Below are 13,705 nucleotides of genomic sequence, written 5' to 3'. Positions count from 1 at the left end.
AAATAGATTGATTAAATTCGGGCATTAAACCTTGTTTATGAAAAAATATACACTTTTCACATTAATCGCCCTTTTGTCTGCATTTGTTAGCTTTTCTAAAGTACCCAAACCAAAGAAACCGAACGTCATCTTAATCCTCATGGATGATTTAGGTTACGGAGATTTGAGTTGCTATGGTGCGCTGCAATATGAAACGCCCAACATCGACCGAATGGCCAACCAAGGAATTCGTTTTACCAATTTCTTGTCGGCACAAGCTGTTTGTAGTGCTTCCAGGGCTGGGATTTTAACAGGATGCTACCCCAATCGGGTCGGTATTTCGGGAGCCTTATTCCCTAATTCCCCTGTTGGATTAAGTCCAGATGAAGAAACTATTGCGGAAATCTTAAAAGATCAAGGCTACGCAACGGGCATGTTTGGAAAATGGCATTTGGGAGACAAAAAAGAGTTTTTGCCCAAGCAACAAGGATTCGATGAATATGTAGGCATCCCCTATTCCAATGATATGTGGCCAGTGGATTTAGAAGGTAAACCTATCACCAAACTGGGTGCATATAAGCAAGATTTACCTGTACTTTCTATATATGAAGGAGATGAGCCAAGCATCTATTTGAGAAATTTAAAAGACCAAGAACAAATCACTCGCGTATTAACCCAGCGTTCGGTACAATTCATAGAGAAGAATAAAAACAAGCCATTTTTTGTTTATATACCTCATTCCATGCCCCATGTTCCCATTGCGGCTTCGCCAGCATTTCAAGGGAAAAGCAAACAAGGACTTTACGGAGATATGATGTTGGAAGTGGATTGGTCCATCGGTGAAATCATCAAAACCTTAAAGAAAAACCACTTAGAGGAGAACACTTTAGTCATTTTCACCAGCGACAATGGCCCTTGGTTAAATTATGGCAATCACGCTGGTTCAACCAATGGCCTTAGAGAAGGGAAAGGCACTTCATTTGAGGGTGGACAAAGAGTTCCATTCATCGCCTATTGGAAGGGGAAAATACAGGCAGGTCAAATTTCCAATAAACTAGCCGCGGCCATTGATGTACTACCGACTATTGCACAGGCTACCCAAGCCAAGCTACCCAAAAAGAAGATTGATGGCGTGAGTATTTGGCCCATTTTACAAGGAGACAGCCAAGCTGAGCCGAGAAAAGATTTTCTGTATTATTACCGCAGAAACAACTTAGAAGCTGTTAGAAAAGGAGATTGGAAATTAGTTTTACCTCACCCAGGAAGGACCTATGAAGGTTTCTTACCTGCCAATGATGGTTTAGCTGGCCAAGTCAATGAAAATGCTCCGGTTCCTCAGGGGCTCTATGATTTAAGAAGAGATCCAGGTGAGCGATATGACGTACAAGCTAAATATCCAGATAAAGTAAAGGACCTCTTACTATTAGCGGATCGAGCTCGAGAAGAACTAGGGGATGATTTAACACAAAAAAAAGGAAAGGAAAACCGGGAAATAGGCCGTATAAAAAAACCGAATGTGGTCTATATTTATGCCGATGATTTAGGATATGGGGAGTTGGGTGCTTATGGTCAAAAAATCATCAAAACACCTTATCTAGATGCCTTGGCAAAGCAAGGAATTAAATTCACTCAACACTATACTTCTGCTCCAGTATGCGCCCCTGCACGTTGCATGCTATTAACGGGAAAGCATGCTGGGCATTCCCAAATTCGGGGAAACCATGAATTAGGTGGCTTTACAGATGAAACCGAAAGAGGTCAAATGCCCCTGGAAGCAAACACGTTTACTTTAGGTACATTAATGAAAAATGCCGGATATCAGACTGCTGCCATTGGAAAATGGGGATTGGGAATGGCCAATGGTTCGGGTAATCCCAATGCTCATGGATTTGATTATTTTTATGGACTATTGGATCAAAAACAAGCCCACAACTACTATACTACCCATTTATGGGAAAATGGAAAGTGGGATACCTTGAATAATAAATACATCAACGTTCATCAATTCCAAGGTAAAGGTGCACCAGTGGGCATCGATTTCAAGCAATTCCAAGGCAAAGAATATGTGGTTGATAAAATGATGGATAAGGCGCTGAGCTTTGTTGAAAAAAACAAACACCTGCCATTCTTCCTCTACTTACCATTGCCCCTGCCCCACGTTTCTTTGCAAGCACCCGATGAAGCCATCAAGCCCTATGTTGGGGTTTTCCCAGATAGCGCTTATTTAGGTAAAAAAGGATATACTCCCACTGCTCATCCCAGAGCTACCTATGCGGGCATGATTTCCTATTTAGATACGCAGGTTGGGCGACTCGTAGAGGCCTTAAAAAAGTATAAAATCGACAAGCAGACCATTGTATTCTTTTCTTCTGATAATGGAGCCACCTTTGATGTGGGAGGAGTAGATACAGAGTTCTTCCAAAGCACTGCTGGATTAAGAGGAAGGAAACAAGATGTATATGAAGGTGGTATTAGAGAACCATTAATCGTTTCTTGGCCGGGAGTAATCCCAGGTGGTCAAATAAATCACTTACCTTCGGTTCAGTATGATATGATGGCCACTTTAGCTGAGTTAACAGGTCAACACGTTGCCGATACCGATGGAATCTCTTTTTTACCCAGTATTCTAAAAAAAGGAGAGCAGAAACAACGCCCTTTCATCTATTTTGAATTTCCAGAAAAAACAGGTCAAGTAGCCATTAGAATTCAGCAATGGAAAGGAGTTAAATCCAACTTAAAGAAAAACAGACAAGATCCTTGGGAGATTTATGATTTGGACAACGATCCATATGAGAAGAAAAATGTAGCGGACCTGCATCCAGAATTAATTCCACAACTAGATGCCATCCTAAAACGCGAACACCGTGCAGCGAAAATACCGAGTTGGGAGATTATCAATTTTTGAGAAATAAATGTCGGATTTCATTCGTTGGTTTTTTTGAATGAAAAATCAATACCTAGTAAAAATCAACGCTGTCAAGGTTTGGAACCTTGACAGCGTTTAGGAAAAAACTAACAATTCTACGTTTATTTCAATCCCACAGGGCAATAATTAATTTTTAAGGCATCCATACCTGGTAAAATTCCTTTTACCCTACAAAGGAAATCATCATAATCTTTGGGCTGTTTAGGGGACCATGAAATTTCAGATAAGGCCAATGCTCTTGGGAAGGTCATGTATTCAGCATAAGCAGGAGTACTGATGTATTCCGTCCAAACGTTCGCTTGTATACCTACAATATGTTTGGCTTCATCTGCAGTCAATTCTGGAAGATCTGGTTCAAAAGAATACGATTTAGATAAAGGCAAATTTCCTCCAATAGCTAAAGGCTGTGTTTTAGGATCTGCTTGATAATAGTCCAAATAGAAAAAACTATTTGGAGACATGACCACATCGTGGTTTTGTTTGGCTGCCTCTATGCCACCTTTGGTTCCTCTCCAGGACATCACCATAGCATTAGGAGATAATCCACCTTCTAATATTTCATCCCAACCTAATAATTTCTTGCCTTTCGAAGTAACAAATTTGTCGATCCGACGAATAAAATAACTTTGCAATTCATGCTCATCTTTCAAGCCTAATTTCTTGATTAAATCTTGACAAAAGCGACTCTCTTTCCATTGTTTCTTAGGGCATTCATCTCCTCCAATATGGATGTATTGACCTGGAAATAAAGCCATTACTTCAGTCAACACATTTTCCATGAAGGTAAAAGTCTCCTCTCTTGGACATAATACATCTTCAGAAATACCCCATTTGGTAGCTACTTGATAAATTTTGTCTGGGTTACAACCCAATTCCGGGTAGGCAGCCAAAACCGCTTGAGAATGCCCCGGCATTTCTATTTCTGGAATAATGGTAATGAATTTTTTCGAAGCATATGCAATCACATCCTTGATTTCCTCTTGGGTATAAAAGCCTCCATAAGGTTTATTATCAAATTTTTGATCTCGGTAATGACCCACCATTGTTTCCTTACGGATGGAACTTACACTCGTCAACAATGGATATTTTTTAATCTCAATTCTCCATCCTTGGTCTTCTGTGAGGTGCCAATGAAATGTATTTAACTTGTAAACAGCCATCAAATCCAAAAATCGTTTGATAAAGCTCACAGGAAAATAATAACGACCAACGTCCAGCATCATACCACGATAAGAAAATCGAGGAGCGTCTTCAATTTGACAAGCCAAAGCTGTCAGTTCTTGATTGGAAGTTACATTAGAATAAATTTGCGCAGGCATCAATTGAAATAAGGTCTGCAAGGCATAAAATGCACCTTTCCCAGATTTAGCCTGAATTTCAATCTTTTTTGTCGAAATATTCAAACGATAAGCTTCTTCTCCTAAACTTGTATTTTGAACGAAAACAATGCCTTTCGAACTAGGAGACCCTGATTTTATCGTCAGGTTTAACCCAGAAGATACATTAATTTGATCTTTCAGCATAGTCGCCACAGCATTGAAACTTTCATCTTGAGTACTCAATGTAATGACAGTGCTTTTTTGAAAAATGAATTTCCCTTGTACGGGAGTCAATTTAGCTGGCTTAGGTACTAAATGATACGATTCTTGAGCTTGTAAACTAAAACAAAGAAAATAGGCACAAAGGCTCCATAGGAATGATTTCATATTGAATAGGTTGGTTGGAAGGAAGCAAAGATAGCTTTTCATTTTAAAATGAAAAGTCTTTGGTCCATTTTTAGGATTTTGCATGAAAATTAATCTCATAAAAATATCAGGAAATTGATAAGGTGATAATCCCTTAAAATAAAATTAAATGCCCAATCGTTCTAACGCTGTCAAGGTTCTAAACCTTGACAGCGTTGGGGAAAAAGCCCCTTTTATTCATTCTAGGAAATCGTATATTTGCCAAGGTAATTACACCTACTATGAAAAAATTATTAACCAGCATATCATTTTCCTTTTGGATCATCATAGCTGTCATCATTACTTTAATTTACCCTAACCCGTTTCTTGGCGCTGGAGGAATCCAATTTAAAATTTTCATCATTCCACTCTTGCAACTCATCATGTTTGGGATGGGTTCCACCATGGGAGTGCATGATTTTCAAGAAATATTAAAATCTCCCAAAGCCGTATTTCTTGGCGTCTTCTTTCAATTTAGCATCATGCCTCTGGTCGGTTGGGGCTTAACCAAAGTATTTGACTTCCCTACTGAAATAGCCGCTGGAATCATCTTAGTGGGTTGTATGCCTTGTGGATTAGCCTCCAATGTGATGTCCTATTTAGCCAAAGCGAATGTAGCTCTTTCATTGACCTTAACATCCATAGCTACTTTTCTCGCTCCTATTCTTACACCCTTCCTCATGAAGACCTTAGCAGGTCAATTAATCGAAATACATTTCTGGGATATGGTTTGGGAAATATCCAAGCTCATCTTAATACCTATCGTTTTGGGTGTCATATATAACAAACTGATAGGACAAAGATGGCCTTGGTTTCAAAAACAATTACCTCTTATTTCCATGCTAAGCATAGCTTTTATCATCGTTATCATTACCGCAAACGGTCGTAATTCATTAATTTCCGTAGGTCCTCTTTTAGTTTTAGCTTGTTTCCTTCATAATATCATTGGTTTCATTTTGGGTTATTGGGGAGGTCGCGCCACAGGCTTACCTGAAAAAGACTGTCGAACTATTGCTATAGAAGTAGGTTTACAAAATGCAGGACTAGCCTCTGGTTTAGCTATGGCCATGGGGAAAGTTGCCACGCTGGGTTTACCTGCTGCCATTTTTGGCCCTTTAATGAACATCAATGGATCCACTTTAGCCAACTATTGGAAAAATAAATAATCATGAAATACTATTTCTTTTTATTACTCAACTTGATATTTTCCCCACTCTGGAGTCAATCTAGTCCTGACCCCAATTTCCACATTTACATCTTACTGGGTCAATCCAATATGGCCGGACGCGGCGAAATGATTGAACCTTATACGTCACAACAACATGAAAAAGTATGGATGTTTACTGCCCAAAATCAATTTGTTACGGCCAAACATCCCATGCATTTTGATAAACCAGCCTTAGTAGGTGTAGGTCCCGGACTTAGTTTTGGCATAGAAATGGCAAAGCAGTCCTCTGCTGTAAAAATTGGATTAGTCCCCTGTGCCGTGGGAGGTTCCTCCATCAATTCTTGGGTGGTAAATGGCTATGATGAAGCCACTAAAACACATCCTTTAGATGAGGCTATTCAAAGAATTTTGGCAGCGCAACAACAGGGTGTCATCAAAGGGATACTTTGGCACCAGGGAGAAAGCGACTCTGAAACAAGTAAACGAGTAGGCTATATAGACAAATTAAATGCCTTAATAGCTCAAATTCGAACCATAACCAAACAAGCGAACTTGCCATTTGTGATTGGTGAATTAGGCTATTTCAATCAAAACTATAAAGATTTCAACCAAATTCTAAGCTCACTGAATGCTCCCGCTAAACATACCGCTTTAATCTCTGCCCAAGATTTGAATGCCAAAAGTGATAACATCCATTTCGACAGTCAGTCAGCAACTGAATTAGGCAAAAGGTATGCTTTCGCTATGCAACAATTACCCTAAAAACGTTTCCACTTTATTACTTAATTTATGCAATCTCTAATTCAAGATCAAGATATTTCTTGGACAGACATCGAACCAGGAATTCAGCGAAAAATTATGGCTCATAATGATCAAATGATGCTGGTCAAAGTCAATTTTGCTCAAGGCGCTATTGGTACTTTACATCATCATCCACATACGCAAGCATCCTATGTTTCCAAAGGAAAATTTGAAGTCAGCATATCTGGTGTTAAAAAAATACTTCAAGCCGGAGATGTCTATTTTGTGCCAAGTCAAGAAATCCATGGTGTAGTCTGCCTGGAAGACGGAGAGCTTATCGATGTCTTTAATCCTGTCCGAGAGGATTTTTTATGAAATCTTTCAAATTACCTACCTTTAACATTCTATTTTTTAGCAAAAACTAAATGAAACAAAAAACATTTTTTTCCAGGCTCTTGGGATTAGGCTGCTTATTCATCCATGTTGGATTATTTGCCCAAAAAGAGCCCGTATCTTTCCAAAATCTAGGCTTTTGGAAAGCTAATGGTAAAAACAATTGGCAAGTTGCAGGCCAAGTATCTGCTGATTTGAATAAAAAAGAATTCATGTCCACTCAGCCAGGACAAGGTATTTTGGTTAATCTACCAGAACCTCAAAACAGAGCTAATTTAATTTCTGGCAAAGAATATGGTGATATGGATGTGGAGTTTGACTTCATGATGGCCAGTCACTCAAACTCAGGCTTTTATTTACAAGGTCGCTATGAAGTTCAATTAATGGACAGCTGGGGTGTTCAAAACCCAAGTACAGGTGACTGTGGAGGTATATACAAAAGAAGAAAATTCATCCCTCAAGAATATTTATATGAAGGTCATGCCCCTCGGGTAAATGCCTGTCTAGCTCCCGGATTATGGCAACACATGGAAATCTCTTTTCAAGCTCCCAAATTTGATGCACAAGGAAATAAAATCAGTTCGGCCAAAGTACTTTTCATCAAATTAAACGGTTTCATATTACATGAAAATGTGGAATTAAGTGGACCCACGGGTGGCCCCATTTCTGAAAAAGAAGTGGCACGTGGCCCTATCATGATTCAAGGAGACCATGGTGCTGTAGCCTTTAAAAACTTGAAAATTAAAGATTTTGATGGTCAAATAGCTAGCCTTAGCCCTGTTAATTACCAAGTATTTTATGGCAAATTTAAATCTCCTAAAGATTTTATCCATAAAAAGCCCAATGCGATTGGAACCCAAACTCAATTAGCTTGGAATGCTAGCAAAAGTAATGATGAATTTGCCACTATTTTCACTGCTAATTTAAACGTTACTAAAGCAGGAAAGCATAACATGGAGCTAATCAGCGCTGGAAATTACACCTTGCACGTGAACGGTCAAATGATCGCATCTGATACCCTTTATTCCAACAGAAGAAAGAAAAATGTGGAGGTGGAATTACCCACTGGAAGTTCGACTGTAAAAATCACCTACTATAAAGCAGATGCCGACATGAGTCCCATGTTAGGTTTCGGGATTGAGGGCCCGAATTTCCGAATGGTCAATTTTCAACACCCTTCTTCCACACTTATCCTAGGCAATGGCCCATCTGATATCATTTTATTGGATGCTACTAAACCTAGCCTTTTACGTTCATTTGTAGATATTCAACAAAATGGTGCTCGTAAACGTCTTGTTCACTCCGTCAATGTTGGTAATCCAGCTCATTTACATTATACCTATGATTTGGATAATGGAGCAATTGCTCAAATCTGGAAGGGCAACTTTTTGGATACCACACCGATGTGGGACAACCGGGGTGATGGTTCATCTAGACCGAGAGGTCCTGTTTTAAGTCTGGGGTCCAGTCCATTGTTGGTGAAAAATGCTGATTTGGAAAAAGATAGCGATAGCATGTCGGAAACTGCTGGTTTCAAAATTGGAGGATATGAAGTGGATGAACAAGAATTGCCCACTTTTGAATATGAAATTTTTGGATCTCAGGTTCGAGATGAAATTCGAGTAATGGAAAACAAATACCTTCAAAGAACTTTAAGCATCAAAAAACCAAGTGCCGACGCTTCTCTTAAAGTAGTTTCAGCTAAGTCGATCCAATCCTTGGGAAATGATTTATATGCCATTGATGGACAAAGTTATTACATTCAAGCGACTCAGGCGAGTATTCGTACCACAGCCACAGGACAGGTTTTGGTCCTACCTCTTGCTGAAAAAATCACTTATTCCATCCTTTGGTAAAAATTCAGAATATACGTCATGAACATACAACGATTCACATATACCATTAAAGCCAGCATCGTCATTGGGGCACTTTGTTGTCAAACGGTTTTAGCTCAAAAAGCTCCCACCGAAAATGATTATTATAAAATAGTTCGCATGGCAATTCCGGAAGGAATTACCCTAGAAGTAGGCGGTTTAGTTAGTCTTCCCAATGGAGATGTTGCCGTTTCTACTCGTCGAGGAGATGTTTACATCATTGAAAACTATTTATCCCCTAAACCCACCTACCGCAAATTTGCCAGTGGATTGCATGAAATATTAGGTCTAGCCTATAAAGATGGTTATCTCTATTGTGCCCAACGAGGTGAATTAACCAAATTGGTTGATCTAAATGGAGATGGTAAAGTAGATAAATACCAAACCATTTACTCTTGGCCTATCTCGGGTCATTACCACGAATATTCCTTTGGACCAAAAATTGGACCGGATGGTTCATTTTATGTTACAGGAAATGTTGGATTTGGTAATAGCGATTGGTGGGCTGGAAAATCATTGGTTCCCTGGAGAGGCTGGACGATGAAAATTTCTGCCGATGGAAAAATGGAACCATTTGCTGCTGGTATGCGCTCCCCTTGTGGAATCGGTATGGTGGATGGAGAATTTTTCTACGGAGATAACCAAGGAGATTGGCAGGGATCTGGTTTCATTTCTCATGTGGAAAAAGGAGATTTCTTAGGACACCCAGCTTCGCTGAAATGGGCAGACCGTCCTGAATCTCCCGTTAAAATGAGAAAAGAAATGGTCTTTGCTCAAGTAGATCCTAAAGACAATCCCTTTGTGAAGCCCGAATACGTAAAAGAAAATGCGATGACCACCATTTACGAATTAGGAAAAAAGACTTATCCCAACATGGGTATTAAATCTCCTGCTGTTTGGTTGCCGCATGGCATCATGGGTGTTTCTACCTCAGAAATCATTACCGATGAAACGAAAGGTGAATTTGGCCCCTTTGCTGGTCAAGTTTTTGTAGGAGACCAAGGTATGTCCAAAATTGCCCGTGTATTTTTAGAAAAAATCAATGGCAAATACCAAGGAGCAAGCTTTGAGTTTCGTTCTGGCTTCCGGTCAGGTGTTTTACGTATGGCTTGGGGCAAAGATCAACAAATGTTAGTTGGTGGAACCAACCGTGGTTGGGGTTCTGTTGGTTCAGAAGATTATGGACTTGAGCGCTTGGTCTACACTGGAAAAATTCCATTTGAGATGCAAGCTATTCGCGCTATGGTCGATGGTTTTGAAATTGAATTTACCCAGCCTGCCAACAAAAAATTGGCAGAGGATGTGAACAATTATGAGGTCTTTAATTATACCTATAAATACCATCCTGTATATGGAAGCCCTATGGTAAATCGTAAAGACAATGCCGTACGAGGAGCCAAATTGAGTGAAAATGGATTACGTGTTCGATTGGTCATTGATGGTATGCGTGAAGGATATGTTCATGCCATTAAACCAGATGGTGTGTTATCAGCTCAAGAAAACATCCCATTACTGCATAGCAGTGGATACTATACCTTAAACCAAATTCCTGCTGGGGAAAAAGCAGCTATTCCTCTAGTAACACCTAAGCGTAAGCCGTCCAAAGATGTGATAGACGCAGGCGACAAAGTAAATACCCCTGACAATCAAACCAAAGAAGCAGGACCAAAGAAAACGGCTGCTAAGCAAATCGTATCTGACAAAGAAGCTATGGCGCTTTTGACTAAAAATACCTGTTTGGCTTGTCACAAAGTCAATGAAAGAGCCGTAGGGCCTGCTTATACGGAAATTGCTAAAAGAAAATACAGTGTAGCTCAATTGGTCTCTTTGATTAAGGAACCCAAGCCTCAAAACTGGCCCGACTTTGCCACTCCGATGGCGCCGATGAATCATGTACCTCAAAAAGATTTAGAGAAAATCGCTACATGGATACAGGCATTAGGAAACAAATAAACCATAAAAAGGGGCATTTAGGTGCCTCTTTTTTTATGCAATGGCCCACAATCCAATCAGGCCCAAGAGGTAGGTCAAAAGGACGCATAAAGAATCTATGCCCATTTGAAACACTTGTCGCCTAGAATGAAGTACCATGCCCACCATATAAATGCACGTGAGTAAAATTCCCAAGCCTGTCAAATACATATCCGAATTACTCAAGGTAGGGATGACAGCTTCCCCACTGATGAGGGAAGCCATTAAAAACAAAACAGGCAGAAAGGCATTACCTCCAAAAATATCACTCACGGCCATATTGTAATCCCTGATTTTGGCCGAAGCTATGCCTGTGGATATTTCAGGCAAAGCAGTAGCTAATGCCAAAATAGTCCCTCCAAAAAGTACTCCACTAATATGCCATCGTTTGGATAAAATTTCCCCTGAATACTCCAAAGCCCAGCCTGCTACTAAGGTTAAAACAGCACCAACAGCTAAAACAAGCATAGCCGCTTGAATGCCTCCTTGAAAAGGTGATTTGGGATGACGCAATTTGGATAAACTAGTATGTCGCTGCTCAACAATTGTTTCTTCTGATTTAGCTAACCTTGAAATGGAATAGACAGAGCCTAGCCAAATGAAAAGGATGAGCCATTCTATCGGAGTAGTTCTGAAAAATACCAATTGAGATGGAAACTGCTTGGCCATCATGACCAAGGTTAAAATCATAATTAAAGCTACTCCTTCTAAAATTAAGATGCGCGAGTGTCCTTTTAAGGTCAATGGAGCTGAACGACCAACCCCAAAAACATCAATCAATACCAAAACTACTGTTTGAATAGCTACCCCGCCCAGTAAATTACTCACGGCAATGTCATAATCTCGATGGTATGCTGCCACCGAAGTGATGGCTATTTCAGGCAAATTGGTAACAATAGCTAAAAACACCATGCCCCCAAATGCCTCTCCCAATTTAAAATGAGTAGTAATGACATCAACAGCCCGGGTAATTTTAACCCCAGCAATCCAAATGACCACCGTGCAGGTTAAAAATACAAGTAATAACGTGATGGATGATAAAACACTAAAGTCCATGTAATCCTTGATAAATTTTAGCTAAAGTATTCATTGTTTTGTTAAAAATCATTTAGTTTTGAAGAATACACAAACCTATCTAGGTGATTCTTTATATAATCACCTACTAAATTGGAACTATGAAATTTAACCGTCGCCTTGGGCTGATTGTACTCCTACAAATATGCCTGTTTTCATTCAGTACGTGGGGAATTACGCCCCATGTAAAAGAAAAATCAAAAGCTAAAAAACCCCTGATTGTATTTGTTGCCGGTGACCATGAATACAGTGGAGAAAGCACTTTACCTCTATTAGCTGAAATCTTAGAAAAGAATTATGGATTTCGCACCAAAGTTTTAAAGTCTTATCCTGACCAAAATGCAGAGAAAAATATTCCAGGACTTGAGGCATTAGCTGAAGCTGATTTAGCCGTATTTTTTCTTCGTTGGAGGTTATTACCTGCTGATCAAGTTGCCATGATTGATGCTTATGTCAAATCTGGAAAACCTGTAATGGGCTTTCGTACCACGACACACTCTTTCAATTATCCCAAAGGTGACCCGTTAGAATCTTATAATGCTTGGGCTGAATCTACATTTGGAGCGCCTCCGGGTTGGGGTGGAAAATCAAAGCATACTCACTATGGCCACAATGCTAGTACGGATGCCACCATTATTCCTTCAGCTAGCAAACATCCCATTTTAACAGGTGTAACCCCTAGCTTCCATGTTCGTTCTTGGCTATACCGTGTGTTACCTGATTATCCAGCAAAAGGCACCGAGTGGTTAATTATGGGTAAAGCAGTGAACCCAGATAAATCAGCGGAGGATCAACCGATTGCCTGGACTTGGGTAAATCCATATAAAGGTCGTGTTTTCTTTACCACCATGGGACACCCCGAAGATTTTTCTGTGGAATCGTTCCAACGTTTAATTGTGAATGCTATACATTGGGAATTGGGCAAAAAAGTCCCTAAAAACTGGGCAGGAAAATTAGACATCAACATTCCTTACCGAGGAATGAAGTAATCACATATTGACATAAATCACTCATTATATATGAAATATCCCGTTGCAATGAACATGTTGGTTTACGGACCCGACATGAATGAATCACTAATCCCTCATTTATCTTACATCAAAGAAGTAGGTTATACTGGTGTCGAAATTCCCATTTTTGAAACAGATTTGGCTTATTGGAAACCTTGGAAAGAGGAAATAGACCGATTAGGTTTAGAGGTCTTTACTGTCACATTTTTAGGTGCTGATCGAAATACCATTTCATCGGATCCAGCCGTACGAAAAAATGGAGTAGAATTTCTTAAAAAAGCCGTGGATGTCACTGCCTATTTAGGTGCGACTTGGTTATCTGGGCCTTACCATTCAGCCTTGGGTGTATTTTCAGGGGCAGCACCTACCCAACAGGAATTAGACTGGTCCAAAGAAAGTATGCTGGACTTAGCGGAGCACGCTCAAGAAAAGCAAGTGATGCTAGGCTTAGAATATTTGAACAGATTTGAAAACTATGTAGTTAGCTCCGCTGATCAACTGTATAGTCTAGTGAAAGCCATCAATCACCCGAGCGTTAAAATCATGTTTGATACTTTCCATGCCCATATTGAAGAATTCAATACCGGGGAGGCTATGATCCGCATTGCTGATGAAATAGGTCATTTTCAGTTGTCAGAAAACACCCGCGCTACCTTAGGAGAAGGTCAAGTACATTGGGTCAATGTATTTGAAAGTTTAGATAAAATGAATTACAAAGGTTGGTTAGTGGTCGAGGCCTTCACTCCTTTGCTTCCGGCTGCCTGTATTTGGCGTAAAAACTACAGTACAGAGGAAGAATTGATCTTGAAGAGTTATCATCATATTCAAAAATTCATCGGATAAAT

10 protein-coding genes are annotated in these 13,705 nt (G+C 39.8%); 8 read left to right on the top strand and 2 right to left on the bottom strand.

The features are described 5' to 3' along the window. The first annotated feature begins 37 nt into the window (after nt 1-37). A complete protein-coding gene (locus EWU23_RS14255) occupies nt 38-2,884 on the top strand; it encodes a sulfatase-like hydrolase/transferase (RefSeq protein ID WP_166231117.1) in 2,847 nt (948 codons plus the stop codon). Between the two features lie 122 nt (nt 2,885-3,006). Here the strand turns inward: EWU23_RS14255 and EWU23_RS08905 are convergent, their stop codons facing one another. Then, nucleotides 3,007-4,611, bottom strand: coding sequence for a beta-N-acetylhexosaminidase (locus tag EWU23_RS08905; protein WP_166231114.1), 1,605 nt, complete (start codon nt 4,609-4,611; stop codon nt 3,007-3,009). A gap of 260 nt (nt 4,612-4,871) precedes the next feature. Between EWU23_RS08905 and EWU23_RS08900 the strand changes: the two genes are divergently transcribed. From EWU23_RS08900 to EWU23_RS08880, 5 genes are read left to right on the top strand one after another with little or no spacing between them, the layout of a single operon-like run. Next, nucleotides 4,872-5,795 (top strand): bile acid:sodium symporter family protein, encoded by a 924-nt coding sequence (locus EWU23_RS08900; protein WP_166231111.1) that lies wholly within the window; start codon nt 4,872-4,874, stop codon nt 5,793-5,795. 2 nt (nt 5,796-5,797) lie between these two features. Continuing rightward, nucleotides 5,798-6,559, top strand: a complete 762-nt coding sequence (locus tag EWU23_RS08895; RefSeq protein WP_166231109.1) for a sialate O-acetylesterase — start codon at nt 5,798-5,800, stop codon at nt 6,557-6,559. A gap of 27 nt (nt 6,560-6,586) precedes the next feature. Continuing rightward, complete coding sequence (locus EWU23_RS08890; protein WP_166231106.1) at nt 6,587-6,913, top strand: cupin domain-containing protein; 327 nt, start codon at nt 6,587-6,589, stop codon at nt 6,911-6,913. 50 nt (nt 6,914-6,963) lie between these two features. Beyond that, nucleotides 6,964-8,787 (top strand): 3-keto-disaccharide hydrolase, encoded by a 1,824-nt coding sequence (locus tag EWU23_RS08885; protein WP_166231103.1) that lies wholly within the window; start codon nt 6,964-6,966, stop codon nt 8,785-8,787. Nucleotides 8,788-8,805: 18 nt separating this feature from the next. Then, complete coding sequence (locus EWU23_RS08880; protein ID WP_205753131.1) at nt 8,806-10,758, top strand: c-type cytochrome; 1,953 nt, start codon at nt 8,806-8,808, stop codon at nt 10,756-10,758. A gap of 33 nt (nt 10,759-10,791) precedes the next feature. On the opposite strand, the gene EWU23_RS08875 is transcribed toward EWU23_RS08880, so the two are convergent. After that, nucleotides 10,792-11,832 carry a sodium:calcium antiporter gene (locus EWU23_RS08875; RefSeq protein ID WP_166231100.1) on the bottom strand — a complete coding sequence of 347 codons (1,041 nt, stop codon included), beginning with the start codon at nt 11,830-11,832 and terminating at the stop codon, nt 10,792-10,794. 119 nt (nt 11,833-11,951) lie between these two features. On the opposite strand from EWU23_RS08875, the gene EWU23_RS08870 reads away from it, so the two are divergent. Together EWU23_RS08870 and EWU23_RS08865 are read left to right on the top strand one after the other, a co-directional pair. Beyond that, nucleotides 11,952-12,839, top strand: a complete 888-nt coding sequence (locus tag EWU23_RS08870) for a ThuA domain-containing protein (RefSeq protein ID WP_205753130.1) — start codon at nt 11,952-11,954, stop codon at nt 12,837-12,839. A gap of 30 nt (nt 12,840-12,869) precedes the next feature. Next, nucleotides 12,870-13,703: a sugar phosphate isomerase/epimerase family protein gene (locus EWU23_RS08865; RefSeq protein ID WP_235942188.1), complete on the top strand. Its 834-nt coding sequence runs from the start codon at nt 12,870-12,872 to the stop codon at nt 13,701-13,703. Nucleotides 13,704-13,705 lie beyond the last annotated feature (2 nt).

Source organism: Aquirufa beregesia (assembly GCF_011090385.1).
In the GTDB taxonomy this organism is placed as follows: domain Bacteria; phylum Bacteroidota; class Bacteroidia; order Cytophagales; family Spirosomataceae; genus Aquirufa; species Aquirufa beregesia.
This window is presented reverse-complemented; position numbering and strand designations above follow the sequence as displayed.

Coding starts and splice junctions, on each gene's coding strand:
- EWU23_RS14255 (WP_166231117.1), top strand. CDS start 38: ATGAAAAAATATACACTTTTCACATTAATCGCCCTTTTGTCTGCATTT.
- EWU23_RS08880 (WP_205753131.1), top strand. CDS start 8,806: ATGAACATACAACGATTCACATATACCATTAAAGCCAGCATCGTCATT.
- EWU23_RS08890 (WP_166231106.1), top strand. CDS start 6,587: ATGCAATCTCTAATTCAAGATCAAGATATTTCTTGGACAGACATCGAA.
- EWU23_RS08885 (WP_166231103.1), top strand. CDS start 6,964: ATGAAACAAAAAACATTTTTTTCCAGGCTCTTGGGATTAGGCTGCTTA.
- EWU23_RS08905 (WP_166231114.1), bottom strand. CDS start 4,611: ATGAAATCATTCCTATGGAGCCTTTGTGCCTATTTTCTTTGTTTTAGT.
- EWU23_RS08875 (WP_166231100.1), bottom strand. CDS start 11,832: ATGGACTTTAGTGTTTTATCATCCATCACGTTATTACTTGTATTTTTA.
- EWU23_RS08865 (WP_235942188.1), top strand. CDS start 12,870: ATGAAATATCCCGTTGCAATGAACATGTTGGTTTACGGACCCGACATG.
- EWU23_RS08870 (WP_205753130.1), top strand. CDS start 11,952: ATGAAATTTAACCGTCGCCTTGGGCTGATTGTACTCCTACAAATATGC.
- EWU23_RS08895 (WP_166231109.1), top strand. CDS start 5,798: ATGAAATACTATTTCTTTTTATTACTCAACTTGATATTTTCCCCACTC.
- EWU23_RS08900 (WP_166231111.1), top strand. CDS start 4,872: ATGAAAAAATTATTAACCAGCATATCATTTTCCTTTTGGATCATCATA.